At 44.2% G+C, this 20,275-nt stretch carries 16 protein-coding genes and 1 riboswitch; of the genes, 5 read left to right on the top strand and 11 right to left on the bottom strand.

The window, feature by feature from the left end; all coding sequences use genetic code 11:
• Positions 1–140: 140 nt before the first annotated feature.
• Together DBX26_RS08185 and DBX26_RS08180 are read right to left on the bottom strand one after the other, a co-directional pair.
• A complete protein-coding gene (locus tag DBX26_RS08185) occupies positions 141–1,103 on the bottom strand; it encodes a ketopantoate reductase family protein (protein WP_118118678.1) in 963 nt (320 codons plus the stop codon).
• Positions 1,104–1,293: 190 nt separating this feature from the next.
• Positions 1,294–2,775: a carboxypeptidase M32 gene (locus DBX26_RS08180; protein ID WP_118118676.1), complete on the bottom strand. Its 1,482-nt coding sequence runs from the start codon at positions 2,773–2,775 to the stop codon at positions 1,294–1,296.
• Between the two features lie 209 nt (positions 2,776–2,984).
• Here DBX26_RS08180 and DBX26_RS08175 point away from each other — a divergent pair, with 209 nt between their 5' ends.
• The gene (locus DBX26_RS08175; RefSeq protein WP_024373076.1) at positions 2,985–3,620 is read left to right on the top strand and encodes a LysE family translocator; all 636 of its coding nucleotides are present in this window, start codon (positions 2,985–2,987) and stop codon (positions 3,618–3,620) included.
• A 54-nt stretch (positions 3,621–3,674) separates the two neighbouring features.
• Here DBX26_RS08175 and DBX26_RS08170 read toward each other — a convergent pair whose 3' ends face one another.
• From DBX26_RS08170 to DBX26_RS08155, 4 genes are all read right to left on the bottom strand, one after another.
• Positions 3,675–4,676: an LLM class flavin-dependent oxidoreductase gene (locus DBX26_RS08170; protein WP_118118674.1), complete on the bottom strand. Its 1,002-nt coding sequence runs from the start codon at positions 4,674–4,676 to the stop codon at positions 3,675–3,677.
• 145 nt (positions 4,677–4,821) lie between these two features.
• On the bottom strand, positions 4,822–5,583 hold the full coding sequence (locus tag DBX26_RS08165; protein WP_118118672.1) for an alpha/beta fold hydrolase: 762 nt from the start codon (positions 5,581–5,583) through the stop codon (positions 4,822–4,824).
• Positions 5,571–6,584 carry a DUF2817 domain-containing protein gene (locus DBX26_RS08160; RefSeq protein WP_118118670.1) on the bottom strand — a complete coding sequence of 338 codons (1,014 nt, stop codon included), beginning with the start codon at positions 6,582–6,584 and terminating at the stop codon, positions 5,571–5,573. The genes DBX26_RS08165 and DBX26_RS08160 overlap by 13 nt, the downstream gene beginning before the upstream one ends.
• Positions 6,585–6,881: 297 nt before the next feature.
• Positions 6,882–8,255 carry a sodium:alanine symporter family protein gene (locus tag DBX26_RS08155; RefSeq protein ID WP_118118668.1) on the bottom strand — a complete coding sequence of 458 codons (1,374 nt, stop codon included), beginning with the start codon at positions 8,253–8,255 and terminating at the stop codon, positions 6,882–6,884.
• A 115-nt stretch (positions 8,256–8,370) separates the two neighbouring features.
• Positions 8,371–8,471: riboswitch (glycine riboswitch) on the bottom strand.
• A 596-nt stretch (positions 8,472–9,067) separates the two neighbouring features.
• Between DBX26_RS08155 and DBX26_RS08150 the strand changes: the two genes are divergently transcribed.
• The gene (locus DBX26_RS08150; protein WP_118118666.1) at positions 9,068–9,727 is read left to right on the top strand and encodes a nitroreductase family protein; all 660 of its coding nucleotides are present in this window, start codon (positions 9,068–9,070) and stop codon (positions 9,725–9,727) included.
• 36 nt (positions 9,728–9,763) lie between these two features.
• On the opposite strand, the gene DBX26_RS08145 is transcribed toward DBX26_RS08150, so the two are convergent.
• Entirely contained in the window at positions 9,764–10,735 is a 972-nt protein-coding gene (locus tag DBX26_RS08145; RefSeq protein ID WP_118118664.1) for a LysR family transcriptional regulator, read from the bottom strand.
• Positions 10,736–11,286: 551 nt separating this feature from the next.
• Between DBX26_RS08145 and DBX26_RS08135 the strand changes: the two genes are divergently transcribed.
• The 3 genes from DBX26_RS08135 to DBX26_RS08125 all read left to right on the top strand — a co-directional run bounded on the left by DBX26_RS08135 (position 11,287) and on the right by DBX26_RS08125 (position 15,336).
• On the top strand, positions 11,287–13,932 hold the full coding sequence (locus tag DBX26_RS08135; RefSeq protein WP_118118660.1) for a S8 family serine peptidase: 2,646 nt from the start codon (positions 11,287–11,289) through the stop codon (positions 13,930–13,932).
• Between the two features lie 478 nt (positions 13,933–14,410).
• On the top strand, positions 14,411–14,569 hold the full coding sequence (locus DBX26_RS08130) for a hypothetical protein (RefSeq protein WP_014231978.1): 159 nt from the start codon (positions 14,411–14,413) through the stop codon (positions 14,567–14,569).
• Between the two features lie 32 nt (positions 14,570–14,601).
• The gene (locus DBX26_RS08125; protein ID WP_014231977.1) at positions 14,602–15,336 is read left to right on the top strand and encodes a hypothetical protein; all 735 of its coding nucleotides are present in this window, start codon (positions 14,602–14,604) and stop codon (positions 15,334–15,336) included.
• 87 nt (positions 15,337–15,423) lie between these two features.
• Here the strand turns inward: DBX26_RS08125 and DBX26_RS08120 are convergent, their stop codons facing one another.
• The 4 genes from DBX26_RS08120 to DBX26_RS08105 form a co-directional block, all read right to left on the bottom strand.
• Positions 15,424–15,807 carry a hypothetical protein gene (locus tag DBX26_RS08120; protein ID WP_118118658.1) on the bottom strand — a complete coding sequence of 128 codons (384 nt, stop codon included), beginning with the start codon at positions 15,805–15,807 and terminating at the stop codon, positions 15,424–15,426.
• A gap of 267 nt (positions 15,808–16,074) precedes the next feature.
• The gene (locus DBX26_RS08115; protein WP_118118656.1) at positions 16,075–18,015 is read right to left on the bottom strand and encodes an LTA synthase family protein; all 1,941 of its coding nucleotides are present in this window, start codon (positions 18,013–18,015) and stop codon (positions 16,075–16,077) included.
• 199 nt (positions 18,016–18,214) lie between these two features.
• The gene (locus DBX26_RS08110) at positions 18,215–19,627 is read right to left on the bottom strand and encodes a HAMP domain-containing sensor histidine kinase (protein WP_162889685.1); all 1,413 of its coding nucleotides are present in this window, start codon (positions 19,625–19,627) and stop codon (positions 18,215–18,217) included.
• Positions 19,617–20,273 carry a response regulator gene (locus tag DBX26_RS08105; protein ID WP_014231973.1) on the bottom strand — a complete coding sequence of 219 codons (657 nt, stop codon included), beginning with the start codon at positions 20,271–20,273 and terminating at the stop codon, positions 19,617–19,619. The genes DBX26_RS08110 and DBX26_RS08105 overlap by 11 nt, the downstream gene beginning before the upstream one ends.
• Positions 20,274–20,275: the final 2 nt, after the last annotated feature.

The raw sequence follows: 20,275 nt of genomic DNA, 5'->3' as shown, positions 1-20,275 counted from the left end.
CAAAGGACATCATTGGATGTCCTTTGTTACTCAGGAGGACTTTTACTCTCAAATTACTACAGGACTGATTTTGTGAACGCGATATCGGCGCAGATGATGTTTCAGGCTTTGTTGCCGTCAACTAGTCCGATAGGTTTACGTCAGAATTGTATGGGTTTTATGTTTAACTCGTCGGCGTTTACCAATAACCTGTAAATCAGTTCAGTCGTTTCTGCAGGTTGGCTGATTTTTCGACAATACTCGATCACCGGCCCGCAGATTTCGTTTACTTCCAAACTACGACCACGTTCCATATCAACTTGCATGGAAGTTTTGATGTCGCCAAAATTGCTGATTAAGTCAAACATTTCTTCTACATCAGCAGCGGATATTTTTACGCCAGCCACATTTGCAGCGCGAGCCGTCTCTTCCATCATGTTGCGAACGGTACGACTTAAAATAGGGTCTGTGGTTACAAAACCTGTTTTTTGAGCAGTCAATGCGGTCAGAGGATTGACACCATTATTCAAAACGAGTTTTCGCCATAGCGCATAACGGACATCTTCATAAAGACGAGTCTGTATGCCAGCCCCCTTAAAAACAGCTTCTAATGTATGACAAAGCTCAGCCATTGTTGGATTACTTTCTGTATTCGGCCACGCGCCAAACTCGATTTGTCCCGCTCCTTGTACTTTTACATGTCCCGGACTTTCAATATGGCCACTGATATAATTTCCTAACCCACCAATTGTTCGTTCTCGTCCCACTTGCAGCTCAATGTGTTCCTCATTGGTTACTCCGTTTTGAATGGACAACATAGGCGTGCTTCCATGTGCTAACCAAGGCTTCATTTCATCAAGCATTGAACTTGTTGCGCCACTTTTTGCGCCAAGGATTAACAAATCAAAATGGTCACAAGAATAGCCTTGACATAATCCGGTCACGTCAGTGCTTTCAACCGAAGAATGATACTGAAAGTCAGGGTGCTCCAGATGCAGTCCATTAGTTTGTAATGCTTCTAAGTGCTCACCCCTTGCAACTAATACACATTCATGGCCAGCATCAATGAGTCGGGCTGCAAAATAACAACCGATGCCTCCTGCACCTAACATCGCAAATTTCATGGTATTTCCTTTTTACTAACGCTGTTGTATTTGTAATTTCAGTATTTTTTCTGAATCGATTTTCATCCAGTTCATCGACCGCCAGAAAGCTCGGCGTACGCCAATTTATTGGGGTGGAGAGTCAGTATTTGGCTCAAGCCTAATGTGATTTCTGAGTTAGGTGCCCAGTCGGACACCTAACTACTGGCTCTTATAAATATCGATTGACCAGGTGATGTTTGAAGTGGGTTGGATTCAGAGTTTCACCTGTCGCTTGTTGCACTAACTCTTCAGTTGTGAAGAGACTGCCTTTGCTCCAGATATTATCTGACAGCCAAGTGAAGATAGGGCTTAAATCACCACTTTGGATAGCACCGTCAACGTCCACCGTTTTCTTCATCGCCGCCATGAACTGAGCCGCATACATCGCACCTAATGTGTAACTTGGGAAGTACCCGAATGCGCCATCGGTCCAATGTATATCCTGCATGCAGCCGTTTTTGTAGTTGTCTTTGGTTGATAAGCCCAAGTAGGCCTGCATCTTTTGAACCCACAACTCAGGGACGTCGGTATGCTTGATCACACCATTCATCAAGTCACGTTCGATCTCGTAACGCAAGATAACGTGAGCAGGGTAGGTCATCTCATCGGCATCGACACGGATGAAGTCTTTCTTTACTCGCGTGTACAGCTTTTGGAAATTGTCTTGAGAGAATAACTTAGGATCGTGATCGGTGAAGTGAGCGCCAGCAAGACGTGCTAAGTGCTCAATAAACGCATTACTACGACCAATCTGCATCTCAAAGAACAAAGATTGAGATTCGTGAATTCCCATAGAACGAGCCTGTCCAGACGGTAAGCCAGCCAGAGATTTCGGCAAACCTTGCTCATAGCGAGCATGACCTGTCTCGTGAACAATACCCATCAGAGATTGCACAAACTCGCTTTCATCATAGCGCGTGGTGATACGAACATCAGTGGGAACGCCACCACAAAATGGGTGGACACTTTCGTCGAGTCGGCCATGTTCGAAATCGAATTGCAGAAGCTTCATCACATCCAAACCCAGGGCTTTTTGTGTATCGCTCGAAAAGGTACCTTTAGGCTCAATGAAATTCTCAGCAGATTGCTTTTCGATCGCTTGGTTAATCATTTCTGGAAGCCAAGTTTTTACGTCGCTGAATAAAGCGTCTAATGATGCAGTGGTTGTACCCGGTTCATAAATATCAAGCATTGCATCATAAGCGGAAAGACCAGTAACTTCAGCACGGATTTGGGCTTCTTCCTGAGACAGTTTGACGACTTCTGCCCAGTTCTTTTCAAAACCTTGCCAATCATTTTCACCACGTTGAGTACGCCAGGCATGTTCACACTTAGAACCCGCTAGCGATTTTGCTTGCACCAGGTCTTCTGGCAGAACATTCGCTTGCTGCCAGTTACGTTTTAGCTCGCGAAGCGTCGCGTTATCTTGAGCGTTTAGCGTCTCTTGCTCTGCCTGCGCAAACCAGTCTGCGAGTTGTGGCTGCGTTTGTAAGTTATGCATATGAACATACAACTCTGCCATGGCTTCTGAGCGAGCCTGACTGCCACCGTTTGGCATAACCGCCGCTTGGTCCCAGCCGCAGATTGCCGCGAGGTGTTGAAAGTTTGAGAGTTTTAATGAGTGTTTTTTGAGTTTTTCGAATGCGCTCATGTGCCGCCTTCCATGACTATAGAAAACAAAAGTTTACCAACCCTACAAAGGCTTACCAAGTTATTCACGCAGAAAGTTGGATTTATTCCAATTTGTTTTATCAACATCTGTGAAAGGATTTTACGGGTAAGCAATCAAAATTCATTGAAATGACAGCGTAAATATGACAATAAAGGAGAAGTTTCTCTCTTTGCTTGGTGGATGTAAGCTTGATACAAAATTTTGAAGCGTTTTTAATCGCTATAACCATACTGACGCTCACTCCGGGATTGGATACCGCGTTAGTCATTCGTAATTCGTCGCGGGGTGGATTTACTGATGGAGCGGTCACTAGCCTTGGTATTTGCCTTGGGTTATTTGTTCACGCGACATTTTCCGCGATCGGTATTTCTGCGATCCTTGCCCAGTCTGCAGAATTGTTCCATATGGTTAAAATGGTCGGTGCGGCTTATCTTATCTACTTAGGCTTTACGACGCTGAAAGGGTTATGGAACAACACGGCAGCACCGCAAGATGCTTCTAGGGGAATTACCCGTCACGAATTCAGCTTCTCTCGTTCATTGAGAGAGGGATTTTTGTCTAATGTTTTAAACCCGAAAACTGCGGTTTTCTATCTCGCATTCTTACCACAGTTCATCAATCCAGAAGGCTCGGCGTTTTTACAGTCGACCTTTATGGCGGCAATCCATTTTGTTATCGCCATGGTTTGGCAATGTGGTTTGGCAGGGGCGTTAACGTCGGCGAAAAACTTACTTAAAAGTGCACGTTTCATGAACTGGATGGAAGGCACGACTGGTGTAGTGCTGGTGGGGCTTGGCATTAAGTTGATGTTAGAAGACAAGTAGTCTTTATACAGATAAGTGAAAGAGCGACTGGTTAGTCGCTCTTTTTTATTCTGGTTACTGCATTTGTTCACTTTTTAGCTCAGCGAGCAGCTCATAAGAACGCAGTTTTTTCTCGTGATCAAAGATGATTGAGTGGGCAATGATTTCGTCCGCTTGAGTACGTTCTAACAGCGAGTTGAGTTTCTCCAATACAAGGGCTTTGTCACCGTGAATCGACTCTCTTAGCTGATGAGTGACCTGATGTTTTTCATGTGGTTGCCAGAGCTGATCCATGTCGGTAACAGGGGCAGGAATTTTACCTTGGCCACCGCGGATCAACTGCAAGAATTTCTGATATTCCGTCGTCGCTAAATAATTGGCCTCTTCAGTGGTCTCGGCAACGACCACATTAACGCCAATCATCACGTAAGGTTTATCAAGTTGCTCTGATGGTTGGAAATTCGTTCGATAAATGTCCAACGCGCGTAGCATTGCATCTGGTGCGAAGTGTGCAGCAAAGGCAAAGGGAAGTCCTTTAACGGCGGCAAGGTGCGCGCTATACGTACTTGAGCCCAATAACCAAATTGGAACCGATGAATTTGCGCCAGGGCAGGCTTTTACAGGTTGGCCTTTGGATACTGGGCCCATAAAGAACTGTAACTCTTCGAGTAATTCAGCGAAGTCCGGGTCCATTCTTTCTGGGTCTCGGCGCAGGGCATGCATGGTCGGGTAGTCGGTTCCCGGCGCTCGTCCTAGTCCGAGATCAATACGCCCCGGATACAGAGCTTCTAATGTGCCAAACTGCTCTGCAATGACTAAAGGCGCGTGATTTGGAAGCATGACGCCACCAGAACCAAGACGAATGCTTTCAGTTTGAGCGCCAATATGACTCATCAGCACTGAAGTCGCTGCACTGGCTATGTCTGGCATGTTGTGATGCTCTGCCAGCCAAAAACGGTGGTAGCCCAGTTTTTCTGCATGTTGGGCTAGGGATACCGACTTTTTATAGGTTTCCGTATAGTTGGAGCCTTCTGCAACGGGCGCTAGATCTAAGATGGAGATTCGTGGGAATGGCATATGACCTCAGAGTTTCTTTCTTCGTTCATATAAAGTGGAGCCTATGTTGCTCGAAATAAACCCCTAATTCGTCAATGAAACGCAATCAGGTTATCACTAAGGGATATGGTTAGAAGAAAACCGCTTGGTAATCAAACCAATCCGACTAGGAATCATGTTTCACCAGTTCAACACGCTCTAGCCAATGGAGCAGGTAATTGGTAAGTGCTTGGGGCTGTGCTAATGGTAAGTCGTGCGCATCACAATCAAAATGTACTATTTCGCTTTGCCAGGCTTTAGCAATGGCTTCCCCACATCGGCTATCAACCAGTTTATCTGCTGTGCTGACGATAACTTGGCTCGGGCAAGCGGGTGGTAGACTTTGGCCTTTAAACTGAGCTGCCGCACAAAGCTGGCGAATGGTATTTCTGACACTGACTGGGTGTTGTTGAGCGAGCTTGATATGGTGTGCGAGAGCGTCTGGCTGATTGACACTGACTGGGCTGGTCCATTTGAGAATCGATTGTTGGAAAGCTTCGCTTCCTTTTAACCTAGAAACTGCGATGCTGAACAGCGCATAGATGTTGATTCTGCGCCAAAACGGGCTGTAACGAGAAAAGCTCGGATTGATCAGGGTTAAGCTGGCAACTTGATCGGGTAGGGTATGTGCCCAGTGGCTGGCCAGCATGGACCCCATTGAAATGGCGACCAGATGATAACGTTCACACTGGCCAGGGAGTTGCTCGAGCATGGATGGGAGCATCTGTTCAATCTTCAGCGGGCTGAGTTCACAATATTTTTCACCATTCCCAGGTACGTTAGGTGTGATGATAATCAACTCTGGTGAGATTTTTGTCAGTGCATTGAGCATACTTTGCCAATGACCACTCTCTCTTAGCAACCCTCTCAATAATACTATCGGTACCATAGCTTTGTTGCCTTATCTGTATATTTCTTTTCTACATTCGCATCCATGTTTGGTATCAAATCATTATTAAGCACCTGAATTAAATAGCTTAAAAAAGTGCTGTGACGGCGCTGAACACGTTTAATACGGTGGGATTTGGTTGGATGAAAAAGCTGACTAAATCGCAGCATTTGAATTGGGTTTTTCTTCACCCACAGCCATGATCCTAACTCTAGGGTCAGCGGCAAAAAATGATGCTCGGATTGCGCTTGATGTTGGATCAGCATCCAGTCCCAGAAATCACCATGAGTGGTGTATTGATGCCACTGAGGTTCAAACTGATAGAGTTCATAGTGTGGATAGCTTTTGCGAAACAGCCTGTACAGTAGATAATACTGAGCTAGGTTACTCGGAGGATTTGTGTGATGGGCATAAGGAAACCACAGTCGATCGCGAGTACCAAATCCGCTATGAAGATCCAAAAGAATGGTGGTACGAGACTGCTTTGTAATATCTAGAACGTAGCGTGACAACGCCAGTAGCTCTTGCTCCATCTGGCTTGGATTTCCTCGATACCAAGGTAAACAGGAGCTAAAACTTTGTCCGGCATAAAGTTGATAAACAGGGTTATCACTATTGATCGGTGAATTGCGCATTAAATCCACGCCATTGTGATTTGCACGTTTTTTTAGAGCGACTCCCCAGGGGTTAACCACGGGCACCGCGATGATACGCAAGTTATCGAGAGATTGTTTCAGTTGTCGATCCCATTCCAGCCGTCTTAGCAAACTCTTCAGAAAGGCGAGAATTATCTGGCTACCGATACGTTCAACACCATGAATCGCACCAGTAAAAATCAGACACGGCGCATAGCTGTCCGTTGAGCCTAATTCAAGCGCATAAATCGGTAGCGATTTATCTTTATAATAGACGTCGTCAAGAAGGTGTAAGCGTATATGCTGAGGGTATTGCTCCGCGAGTTGCTCTATGTGCTGTATTTCACGAGGAATGTGTCCAGTCATCTCGATGCTCAGATAGGATTTGAAGTGATACCATTCAAAATAAAGACTTGATCATTATCGCCAGTTGACAACGTCGCACTCTGCTTAATGCACTTGATGTTCGAATAACGATCCGCTGCACTAATCGATTTCCTTAACGAAAACGAAATCATCTAATTGTGCAGACTGGCATAAGTGTAGAACGGGTTGAATGTTGATTTGGTGAAGTATTTGTTTCAGTCTGAGTAACCAGGAATAAAAAATGCGAAGCTGGTTGGCTTCGCATCATGTTATTAACGTTTCTAAATTGGTAAAGAACTATGCCGTCACTTTATCGCCCATAGCCGATGTGACGTGCGCAAAGTATCTTTTGGTTTCTTCTACAACGACTTGGCGGAGCGCAATCAAACCGATCAAGTTCGGAATGGCCATCAGTCCATTTACGATGTCAGCCAGAATCCAAATCATGTCCAGATGCAGGAACGCGCCTGAAGCGACTAAACCAACAAAAATCAGTTTGTATGGCAGTACCGCTTTAGTGCCGAACAAGAACACGACACAACGCTCACCGTAGTAGTTCCAACCAAGAATGGTTGTAAAGGCGAAAAACATCAGACCAATTGATACCAGCATTGGACCAAAGGTGTCAGCATTTAAACCAACCGCAAAAGCGTGGGTCGTCATTGCTGCGCCAGAGAAGTCACTTTGCCATGCGCCAGTCAGGATAAGAGCAAGACCGGTCATAGTACAAATGATGATGGTATCGAAGAAGGTACCTGTCATGGAAATCAGACCTTGTTTGACACAAGAATCTGTTTTCGCTGCCGCCGCCGCCATTGGTGCACTACCCAAGCCAGATTCGTTTGAGAATACACCTCGAGCGATACCCGATTGAATAGCCAGCATGATGCTTGCGCCCAGGAGACCACCTGTTGCTGCAGTAGAAGTGAAGGCTGATACCAACACTAATTCAATAGCGTTCAGTAGTTGGTCTGCATTCATGATAATCACGCTTAGACACGCCAATACATAGAATACAGCCATGGTTGGTACAACTTTACCAGCGACCTTAGCAATCGATTTGATACCACCTAAAGTGACAAAAGCGACTAATAGAGTCAGGATGAAAGCAGATAGCTCACGGTTAGCACCGAAAGAAATTTCTGTCGCATCCAAAATCGCGTTCACTTGAGGAAAAGTACCGATACCAAAACAAGCCACACCTAAAGCAAATACAGCGAACATGATCGCCAGTGCTTTAGATCCTACACCATATTGTAGGTAGTACATCGGGCCACCGATCATTTGGCCTTTATCATCAACTTGGCGGTATTTTACTGCAAGTAGACACTCAGCGTATTTGGTTGCCATTCCGAATAGTGCAGCAAGCCACATCCAGAACAAGGCACCCGGGCCACCAAGTTTAATTGCAGTAGCAACACCAACGATATTACCAGTACCGATAGTGGCTGAAAGTGCAGTACATAATGCTGCAAAGCTAGAAACGTCACCCTGTTTATCAGATGACTTATCTTTACTAAATACCATCACTAACGCGGTCGGTAGATGTTTAAACTGGATTAAGCCGAGGCTAAAAGTGAAGTAAACACCGGTACCCACAAGCAAAAGCAGTAGTGGTGGACCCCAGACAAAGTTATCGATGGTTTGAAGTAAAGATTGTAGGTCGTTCATGATTTCCCCTTAATAAAACAACTAATAAGGAGAAGAGGGAAAGGGCGAGATACAAGATCTCTAATAGAACAAAGCTATTTAAAAGACGGGAACGCCAAATAGTTAGGTTACAACTTTCCACTCCTCTGTCCTTTTGCCTGAGAGTTTCACCCTGTGCATAACACAGGACTTGCTCCTTCGGCGACCGATTAAACGGTTCTCTCCAGAGGTTCCTCCAACTACAGTCCCCGCTACCTAAGTAGCACCTGAAATAGTTAATTCTTCGGCAGGTTATGCTAGTCAAAAATTAAAATTTGATTAATAACCACTCTCCTGCAGTCTTCATCGGAACAATTACCTAAAATGATTCATAAACTTAGCAAATGTTACTAAATTGTTAAAAAGTTTCAGATAATCAGATAGTTAGCTTTCGCTAACGCAGGTAATCTATCAAAAGTGTGATGTAGGTTTCAAGTTGTTTTTGAGTGAAAAACACAATTTGTACCCCAGTTTGTATGCCAATTTAAACTTGGTTAGAGCATGGCTCAGCAAGCTTTAAGTAGTCACCTTAACAAGCAACAAACCGTACTTGGTTTCGTTAATTAATTGATAATTAACCCTAGAGAGGCAGGAAAACCGCCTGAAGTTGGGGGGGCGGTAGGCTTCGACAACAGGTAAATTGCCAACTGAAGAATCCCACCCCGCTATTACATAGATTGCTCAAAAGAAATTATGGACAATTTTATCCATAATGATTGGCCAAAATGGCTCTGTTTCTGTTACCTCGTGATAGGTAATATGCACCGCATCGGTAACGCAATAAGGAATTATAAATGTCACATCAAATCATCCAAGATTTGAATCGTCGCTACACAGCGAAAAAATATGACGCAAGTAAGCGTATTTCACAACAAGATATGGATGTAATCAAAGAAGCGATCCGTTTGTCAGCGTCTTCGATCAACTCACAACCATGGAAGTTCATCGTGATTGAGAGCGATGAAGCGAAGCAACGTTTTCACGATACTTTCGCGAACATGCACCAGTTTAATCAACCGCACGCGAAAGAAGCGTCACACATCATTTTGTTTGCACACAACCCGAAGTTTACCAAAGATGATTATCGCAAAGTCGTCGATGTGGAAGTTTCTTCAGGTCACTTACCAGCAGAGATGTATGACAACATGCTCAATGGAGCATTCGGATTTGCAGAGTCACAAACCAATGAACTTGGCTTTAATGGTCACTGGACTAAAGCGCAAACCTACATTGCCCTAGGTAATACTCTGCATGTGTTGGCACGCCTTGGCATTGCTTCAACACCAATGGAGGGCGTCGATCCTGAGATGATCGGCAAAATCTTCGAGAAAGAGCTTGATGGCTACGTATGTGAGTTTGCACTGGCGATGGGGTACCATCTTGAAGGCGAAGACTACAACTACGGTTTACCTAAATCTCGCCTTGCAGCAGAAGATGTTCTGGTTACCCTGTAATTAATAAAACAAGATAGAATCACTAAGCCACCCGAGTCATTCAGCTTGGGTGGTTTTTTTATCTTCATTTAGCGGAGTTTTGGCCTCGATATACTCAAGCCAGCGTGGTGGGTTGCCTATGTATGCCTCTACTGCGCTTATAAACGCTTGAACCAGCCGAGTTTGTTTACGGTGCGGATAGAGGGCGTAAATAGCCTTATCCTGCGTGACAATGTTGTGCTTGGGAAGCAGTTGTACCAATCCAAGCTCAGAGAGTGGTTGCGACAGGTTTGAGGCATCAAGACGCGCATAACCGACGCCATCTCTGACCGCTTCAATCAGGGTGCGCACATCATTAACCCGATAGCGTCCTTGCATCTTATACTCTTGATAATCCTCGCCATTGGCAGTTTCACTGATAGTAAAAGTATCCAAAGTGACATCATTATTGCTGTAGATCACCGCAGGCAGAGCGTTGAGTTCTTTCGGCGAGGCTGGCAAACCATACTCTTTAACAAAGCGGTTTGCAGCCACTAAGATAAAGTGAGATTTGGCGATAGTCTTGGCGATCAGGCTTGAGTCGGACAACTTACTAAAGCGAAAGGCGAGATCGTAATGATCAGAGATAATGTCAGATTTTCTGTCGTCCAACGAATGGTGGATCTGCACATCGGGGTGGGCGCGCATAAACTCGGTGATCACTGGCCGTAAATATTGATGACCAAAATAACTGGGCGACGTGATACGCAGGACCCCTTTGGGTTTTTCCTGATAGGCATCTGCGGAGAGTTGGATCTCTTGCAAGGTGTTGCGCAGAGTTAGTCCGTAACGGAAGATCTCCTCACCGGCTGAGGTCATCGAAAATGAGCGCGTAGAGCGATTCAGTAACTGCACGCCCAGATCGCTCTCAAGACGCTTGATCTGTTTAGAGAGCGAGGAGTTATCCATCTCATTGAGCGCTGCCGCTTTGGAAAACGAGCCTTGCTGTACGACATCGACAAACAGCAGAATTTGGTTGGAGTTGACCATGATGTTCCTATCAAATCAGGGGGAGTAAAAGCTAGAAAATAACAGTTCATTAGAACCAGATCATAGCTCGTATTTTGTGGAGCTAGCCACTTTCCGAAGCCAGTTCGATACTGGACTCAAACTTGCCGTAGCGTCTTGTTATGTTACCGCTTAAACCTAATATGTGCAGCGCTGCCGATGCCTTCCTTATCATTTGCACAATATGACTCTGAGTTATTCCATTTATCTCTTCATTCAATCTGATGAAGTCACGATATAGCCCCTGGAGCAAGTTCCTCATGACAGGCGATATTGCATTCCGTGCATCCTTTCACTTGGTTGTAATGTGTTACGAAAAAGTTAGAGCGATGTGGATTCATTACATTAAAGTAACATTTTGCAACCACTATCGAGTTCTGTGATAACGCTTCATTTTGTTACATCATAACACTACGTATTTATTTCCAATGCATTGAATGGTTTTGCATATCGCCTTAGCATAAAAATAGACCTCGGTATCAAAATTATGCCTAGGTCTCAAAATTACGACAACTAATGGATTAGGAAAGTAAATGGAAAGTCTTAGTTTTAAAGCTAGGTTAGCTAGTTGTATAGTCGCGCTATCTTGTTGTTCAACAACAGCATTAGCGAATCAAATAGACGGTGATGGTCGTGTAAAAGATCGCTATATCATTGAGTTTAAAGGTAAGTCACTTGCTGATGTTACCGATGCAAATGAAAGCTCTCACCTAGAAGATATACAGGAAGAACAAAACGCTTTTCGTAGCCAAGCGAAGAAAAAGAAACTTAATTTTAAAGAGCATTCCAAATTTAACCGATTGGTTAATGGTGTTTCGATTGAAGCAGATTCTGAAACGATTAAAGCAATAGAACAGTTTTCAATGGTAAAGGCTATTCACCCTGAATACGTTTACTTCTCAGGCGAAGAAATCGAAGAAGCAGTACCTGATGCTACTCGTGAAACCATAACAGTAACTAACCTTACGGGTGTTCCAGAGGCGCATGCTGCAGGTTTTACCGGTAAAGGTATTACTGCCTGTGTGGTTGATTCTGGTATTGATGCCGAACATCCGGCATTCGCTGGTAAAATTTTAGGTGGTTATGACTTTGCCGAGGGTGATTCTGACTACTCAGACTCCGGCTACCACGGTACCCACGTTGCAGGTATTCTTGCTGGTAATGGCCCAAATATGGTGGGTGTAGCGCCTGATGCTAAATTACGCATTTATAAAGTATTTGGTGGTGAAAACAGTGGCTATACATCAACAATTTTGAACGCGCTAGAGCAAGCCGTTGCTGATGATTGTGATGTTGTTAACATGAGTTTAGGTTCAATCCGTGGAGGGGTGATTCAAAAGTCTATTTTACCTAAAGCGGTTGATAAATTAGCGGTAAAAGATATAGCGCCGGTCGTATCTATTGGTAATGCGTCTGCAGGTCCTTTCCTTCCTGCAGCGCCCGCAATTGCTAAAAAGTCAACAGCGGTAGCCTCTGCTATTGGTAGTTACTATGATGCGGCGTTAGCGTTTAAAATAGATGATTTAAAAGTACCATTTGTTATTGCGAATAATTCTTCTGTCCCTCTAGGTGGCAGCAGTGAAGTGATTAACTATGGCGCATTTGACTGTGATGTTGAACCGGTTGGCCCTTTTGAAGGCAAAACAGTATTAGTTAAAAAGCCGAAAGGATCCATCCCTTATTCATGTACCTCTAAACAGGCTGCTTTGTTGGAAAGAGAAGGCGCAGGAGCAATTATTTGGTGGGATGAACCGCTGTATGATACAGACTTTTGGTTGTATCGTTGGGCCAGCAATATGATTCCATATAAACAAAACCTATCGATTCCTGTAGCGAAGATCAGACCAATTGATGTTCCGGCCTTAGAGGCCAAAATTGAAGCCGGAGAAACAACAGTGATTTGGGGTGACTATGTATCTATAGATAACCCGTATGCAAATACTCCTTCAATTACATCTACTTGGGGTCCAACACACGAGTTAGACTTCAAGCCGGAAGTAATGGCTCCGGGAGAAAGAATTTATTCTGCGATGCCAAGCCAGTATGCGCATTACGGCTTTTTAACTGGGACATCAATGGCTTCACCCCATGTAGCTGGTATTACAGCGTTAATGAAGTCAGCAAACTCTAAACTTAAGCCTGGCGATATTCGCAACATCCTTATGAATACTGCACAGCCACAAGTCATTGGTTGGACTGGCGAAGTTGGACCTGCATCAACAGCATTGCAAGGCGCTGGTATGGTAAACGCTATTCAAGCATTAACCACCGAAGTTACTGCGTTACCTGCTAAATTTGCTATCGGTGATTTGAACGGTCATAGTTTTGATGGGTCAATTGAGCTAAATAACGACTCTGATCAAACATTAACGTTCAATGTTCGTCATGAAGCTGCATTAACCGCAGCGCCACCTATGACTCAGCGCTGGATTGCAAGGAAAGAAGCGGCTGAAGTAACGTTTAACGTTGATCAAATTGAAGTATCTGCAAGTGGTAACGGTACAGTCTATTTTAGTATTACAGAGCCTACCGACGTGCCAGAGGGTTCAGTGATTTCAGGTTGGATCGTATTTGATGCAGTTGAGACGGGCCAAATCATTCGTGTTCCTTATTTAGGTTTAAAAGGCGACTATCACGCCTTACCTGTAGAAAATGAGACATTGACTGAAATTAACCCAAGTATGAGCTCATTCTTTACACGTCCAGAAGCAATACCGAACTGTAGTGGCCCTGTTTGGACGCAATCGCCATGTTGTAACCAAACCGAAATTGCAGGTTCTTGTGGTCCTTCATATGGTCCGGGTGTACCTGTAACTTTAGACTTTACTAACGACAGTGCAAAAGACGATACGGTGTTCATGGGGATATCACAAGCCTTCCCTATGTTGCGAAAATTTAAAGCACAAGTGCTAAACAACAAAGGCAAGGTTATTGCTCCTCTGGGTTGGCGTAATATGCCTGAAGGCGTGACGATGGAAGATGTTCAGTACATGGTACGTACTAGTGGTGCAGGTACTGGATTAGAATTCGGTTTCTGGGATGGTAAACTCGCTGATGGCACCGATGCTCCGGCGGGAGAATACATCATCAAGCTAGAATTCCATAAGTTACTTGGTGAAAACGACATGTCACCAGACATCGAAACTTGGGAATCACATCCAATTACATTGACAAGGTAATTTCCTTTACGCCGTGTATACGCCCGCGAAATAGCGGGCGTTTTTATTAATGAGCCCAAGAAAAAGGGTCGTGGCTCAAAAGTGGATCGACCAATAGAACTCACGCTTGTTAAATGTTCCGAAAACCTTTTCATGCATCTTGACTGACTTTGAACACCCAATGCGGATTTATTTTTCAGATAATTATTTGCAAAGAGCGTGCGTAATCATGGCTAGCTAATCGTTTTGCGTTATACATCGTATAAACGTCACTATTTTGCAGCGTAATGTCGACCGGATGTTCCATATCGTCAGGTAATAGTTATTCTGTGACTTTAGGTAAGTAGTTCAATTAAGAGCACAAAATTGATCAAAACACCCGCACTCACCTTAAAATCTACGCTATGTTGACGTTGAGGAATATAGAAATAGGTTACAATAAACTTTTGTGAAACTGTCTATGGATTTAGACGAAGTCACAATCGGACAAGGAGGCTGTATGACCAGATTGTTAGCCATAGTGGTTTTGATCGTGTTTGCATTCGTGCTATTTCGTTATCGAACCAATGAAAAAGTCCAAAAAGCGACCATCATTATTTTGATAGGCGCATTCCTGATTTACACCGCATCGATAATGGTCGCGGAACTGATTCGCTAGCAAAATAAAAAGATTCCTTGGAGTAATATACGGTGAGTTCTCAGAATAACATTGAAGAACATGAAGACGTGGTTGTGATAGAGCAGCGTGACAAACGTACTCAAATTTATATCGCAATTGCAGCGGTCTTGGGCATTGCCTTGGGTGGCTTAGTCGGCTCCATTTTAACTGCGAACAAATGGGAATCGGCGTATCAAAGTTTAGAAGAGAAATATCAGGTACTTGCTCAGGATAAAACTCAGCTGGTATCGCAAGTGCAAGTTCGCGAAGCGGGCTTAGAAAAAGAAGTCGAGGACAAAGTCGCGGCTCTTCTTGCAGCAAAAGAAGCGGAGCATCAAAAAGAGCTGAAAGCGCTACAGTCACAACTTACCGAAGTCGAGAAGGTAAACTTGTCTCTTGAATCTCAGGTTAAGCAACAGAACGACAAGATTAGTACCACTAAATCAGAAAACGAAAAACTGACTCGCCAGAGTGGTATACAAGCGACAATGCTGGAACGTTCGCGCGAAGTTTTCCAGAAAGAGCTTAAAGTCTCCCAAGAATTAGAATCTTTAGAAAAAGAGCGTGAAAGTTTACTGCCGAAAATTAGTAAGCTAAAGAAAGAGTGCGATGTGTACTTAGAAGGCAAGTCTTGGGATGTAAAATCTGATGTGTGCAACAAACATGACGAAGCTACATCACGCTTAAGCCAGGTTGATCAGCTGATTGAAGTCCACAAAATGGATTTAAAGCAGATCAAAGAAATGAGTGAAGACATGGGGCTCTAATTAGTCTGACTATCACTTCACATAAGCATAAACAAAAAGGAGCACCAATACGTGCTCCTTTTTTCGTACTGTTGTTTGTTTTAAAAGCTAAATACGTGACGCGTCGTAGCCAGACGCCAGCAGTAGCTCTCTTTCGCGTTTAATCAATTGCGCACGATCTTCGATTAATTCGTTTAACGCTAGGGAAGGTTTACCCGCGAATGTTTTGAATTCAGCGAACGTTGTCGCCTTGGAAATTTCATCGATCATACCGCTGATGACGTTACGAGCTTCACACGGGTTATCAACGGTTTTGAAATATTCAACTTGTTGTGCTGCTGCTTTCATTTCCGCCAGTAGTTCAAGAGGACTACTATCCTTTGCCACTGCCATGTAGTTATCAAGCACGCGTTTTGCGTACAGGAGTTCGGTTAGTGGGATATCTCGTCCGCTTTCGATTAGGGACTCGCTAAGGATCATACTTGAGCTCATTGCCATTCCTTTTTTGTCTTCTACACAGCTGTTGGTTTTCACTTGAGTCTAATTTATTGAAGTCCCAATGGGAATGGTTGAATAGAAATTAAAATGATATTTTTAGTCTTTTTTGGTGAATAATAATTCATTTTGGGGTTGAGGACTAAAAATGTGGTTTTTCCGCTACGAACTTTACATTCGATGTCGAAAAGCTAAGGGTCTTTTACAAGTAGAAAGAGGAGCTCAAATGGCTCCTCTTTTAATCAGTGTTAGCCCCAAATCTTCTTATTGAGATGAGTACCAATCATGTTTATATGCTTTTGAAGCAAATAGCGCATTGGCTTTCGCCCTTTCAACAATGGCTTCTTCAACATCCAAAGGTTGCATTGTTTTGTTTTCAAAGTCGTATGACAAAGTGGTCACTTTTTCTCCAGGAGAGAACACGACCAAGTTATCACGCGTTAAGTAACCAAAGTTTTTGTCGTACTGCATCATAGCGCGTTCGTCTTCTCGTGCTAACGGCTTGGTCAGATCGCGTCCAATCATCGGGCTTTTGGCATCCACGCCAATCAGCGAAAGCAGTGTTGGTGGCATGTCGATGTTGTTAGAAATCCGATCGTCTTTGCGAGGCTCAATCCCTTTACCGATGATCAATGCAGGGATGTGGAAGTGTTTGACCGGCACTAAGTTAGCACCTGATACACGAGCATCATGGTCGGCAATCACGATAAATATGGTGTCATCCCAGTAGCTAGATTTCTTTGCTTTTTCAAAGAAGGTGCCAAGCGCGTAATCTGAATACTTCACGGCATTGTTACGCGTCATATAATTCTCATCATACTGCTCAATTTTACCTTGAGGGTATTCGTACGGGCTGTGGTTACTTGATGTGAACACTAAGCTGAAAAATGGTTTGTCATCCTTAGACAGCCGTTCGAACTCTTCATCCGCTTTGTTATAAAGGTCTTCGTCACTTACACCCCATGATCCAACGAAGCCGGGGTTTCGGTAATCTTTTTCTTCAACAATTTGTTCAAAACCATTCCCAAAGAAGAAGGTCTTCATGTTGTCGAAGTTTGCCTCACCGCCATAGATAAACTGTGTGTGATAACCTTGATTTTTCAACAAATCAGCAATAGTAAAGAAGCCGGTTTGGCTTTTGCTCAGTTTCACAACCGAACGTGAAGGGGATGGTGGAAAACCAGTTGTCACCGCTTCAATGCCTCGTACTGATCGTGTCCCCGTGGCGTACATTTGGGTAAATAACCAGCCTTCCTCTGTTAATTTGTCCAGATTTGGGGTCAATGGCAGGCCACCTAAAGAGCCCACAAACTGCGTACCTAAACTTTCTTGCAAAAGGATAACTAAATTTTTAGGTTTTCCTTTGTAAGTCGCAGAGTTGTGATTCATTGTTGGCAAGAGTTCAGGGTTAAAATCCGATTTCTTCGACGATTCGCGAACGATCTCCAACATTTTTTGGCTATCCATCTTACCGTAAAACTGCTCAGCACTCTTTTCCGATTTCATGTTATTGACGGCAAACAACAGAGAGTATGAAGAGTTGAGGGTCAGGTCGTTCAATAGAGGGTCGCTAGAGAAGGCTACCATCGCTGGGTTAAGAGGTCGGTGACCCAAAGAAGAGCGCGCGCCTGCGACACCAATCAGTACAACCAAAATCGCCAACAAAGGACGCCACTTCCAGTGGATCTGCTGTGCAGAATCAGTCAGTTTTTTACTCCATTTCCAACCTAAAATAAGAGTAATAGCCGTACCAGCGGCACCAATGAACAGTTCTAGCTTATAACCTGTCCAGAGCATGCTCATGACTTCTTTAGGATAAATTAAGTACTCGATGAACAGGCGGTTAGGCCGTAGGTCATACTCCTGAATAAACGGAGCGGTTGCCAATTCCATGTAGACCAAAATCCATAGGCCAGCGACCATCCACAGGCGCAGTATCCACTTCCAGCCATTGCCTATTTTTCCCTTCAAAGGCAGTAGTGCAGACAGCAGAGCAGGGAGAATAAATAACCAGCACAATGTAGCGAAATCTACGCGAACACCTTGGCCAAGAATATAAATGCGATCTTGAAATGATTCGATTCGGTCTGATTGCCAAAAGAGTAACAGAATTCGTGAAAGTGATAAGAAAGCGAGTGAAAACAAGGAAAAAACAGCAATTGGCTGTAGTGGCCCAAAAACGGGTCTATTAAAAGTACTTCTCATATTTACTTATTTGATAGATTTAATAATTGTTCAATATCGTTTTATCACGCGTGGCGTGAAATAAACGTGAAACATAATCCTTATCTATAGGTTATGGGAGAAGTATTTTGGCTTTTGTTGGGGAATGCGACGGGTCTCACTGATAGTTAGGTCAATAACCGCGCAAGCTATACGCAACTTGGCGCGGTGGGTTCGATTGTTAGGTATTGGGGAACGCGACCACAAACGTATTCATCCCGTTTTCCCGAGGGGTAATCTCAATCGTGGCATTGTGCAGTAATGCAATGTCTTTGCAAATTGACATACCGAGACCAGCACCATCGCCGGTTTCTGAGTGACCACGATAAAATTGCTCAAAAATTCTTTCACGAGTCTCTTGTGGAATTTCTGGTCCGGTATCCGACACAGACACTTTGATGGCATTCTTATTCTGGGTCACTTGCACCTGAATTTCGCTATTGTCACCGGAATATCGAATGGCGTTATCTATCAGGTTACGGAACAGGACACCAAGCAACATCGGGTCTCCCGACACCTGAACATCTAGAGAGGACAGGCTGATATCTTGATCTTGTCTCAATGCCAGCGGAGCCAGATCGGCGACCACCGTTTGTAGCAGAGGAGTAAGCTCAATAGTGTTAAATACACGTTCCGAGAGACTGTCTACTTTGGCTAAAGTGAGAAGCTGATGAATAAGCCGGTCGGTTCGTTCTATGCCTTTTAGGATGTTTTCCAGATCACCGCGCAGCTGTTCCGGATCATTACTCTGAAGCGCATTTTCAGCGTTTAAGCGGAGTATAGTGAGCGGCGTTTTCAGCTCGTGAGCGGCGGCGCGAGTAAAGCGTTTTTCACGTTGCCATGCCTGTTCCAGCTCGGACAGCAGGGAGTTTAGCGCATTTACCAAAGGGTCTAGTTCTACCGTGTGGTCCGTTACATGAATTCGATCTAATCGATGTACATTTCTTTGCGTGATGGCACTACGAAGCTCATTGATGGGGCGAAAGTAGCGTTGAATCAACCAAATCAACAAAAGCAATAATGTTGGGATCAGCAAGATCTGTTCAATCAATGTCGACAGAGCAATTTCACGAATGATCTCTTGTCTTATTTTTTGTTTCTCAGCTACCACGACATATTCATTGTTATGGGTGGTATGAGGGAAGGAGAGTTGGAAGGTTCTCCACGCTGTGCTGTTTACTTTAATGTCAAAGTAGCCGTTGTTATTTGATGAAGACGAAAGCGGAGGCAGGCTGGGGGACGAACTCCAAATGAGTTCATCGTCCCTGAAAAACTGAAACACGAGGTTTTGTTCGTAGGGGTGGCCGAACTTGGTTGCTTCATCACCATCGGCTTTTGCTAACTGCTTGATATTTTGCATCCATTGCTGGAACAACTCTTTATGATTGGCAAGTGTGCTCTCTTCTTTCGATACAGAAAGGGTGAGAAACATCAGTTTCGCGGATTGTCCAAGCCTTGCGTCATAAACCTCTTCCACTTCATGTTTGGCGGATTCAAAACTGAAATAAAGTGATATCAGGAGTAAGGTCGAGACCAGCAAGCCAACAGAGACGGTAAGCTTACGTTTTAACGAGTAGGGCTTGCTATTTTTCAAGAATGTACCCCACACCACGAATGTTTTTAATCGCTACGTTTGGCGCTTTTTTACGTAAGTTGTGTATGTGTACTTCTATCGCATTGTCACTTGCGCCTTCATCCCAGCCATGCAGAGATTGTTGCAGCTGCTCTTTACTTTGTACCCGACCAGCGTTGGTGATCAAACTCGTTAGAATTTTAAACTCATTGCGGGTCAGTTTGAGAGGTACGCCGTCATAACGAATGTTCTGCTCAGATAATGATAGGGATAACAATCCAACTTGAATAAGCTCGTCGGCGCTGCCTGATTGACGTCGAATGACCACGCGCAACCGCGCAAGTAGTTCTTCCAGCGCAAATGGTTTGCCGAGGTAATCGTCCGCGCCACTATCCAGACCCTGAACACGATCGCGGATATCATCTCGAGCCGTGAGTATCATGACTGGTAGTTTAAATCCGCCTTTTCGAATGTTACGTAGCACCTCTAATCCATCAATATCGGGTAAAGTGAGGTCTAAAATCACGGCAGTAAACGCTTCAGTTTTAAGTGCGCTAGTCACACCCGCCCCTTTTTCTAACCAGTCGACGGTGTATCCATGGCGACTAAGTGAAGTCACCATGGATTGGCCGAGTAGTTTGTCATCTTCTACCAGCAATAAGCGCATAA

Source organism: Vibrio sp. dhg (assembly GCF_003443775.1).
Lineage (GTDB): Bacteria > Pseudomonadota > Gammaproteobacteria > Enterobacterales > Vibrionaceae > Vibrio > Vibrio natriegens.
The sequence above is the reverse complement of the archived record's forward strand: the minus strand, read 5'-3'. Positions and strand labels throughout refer to the sequence as shown.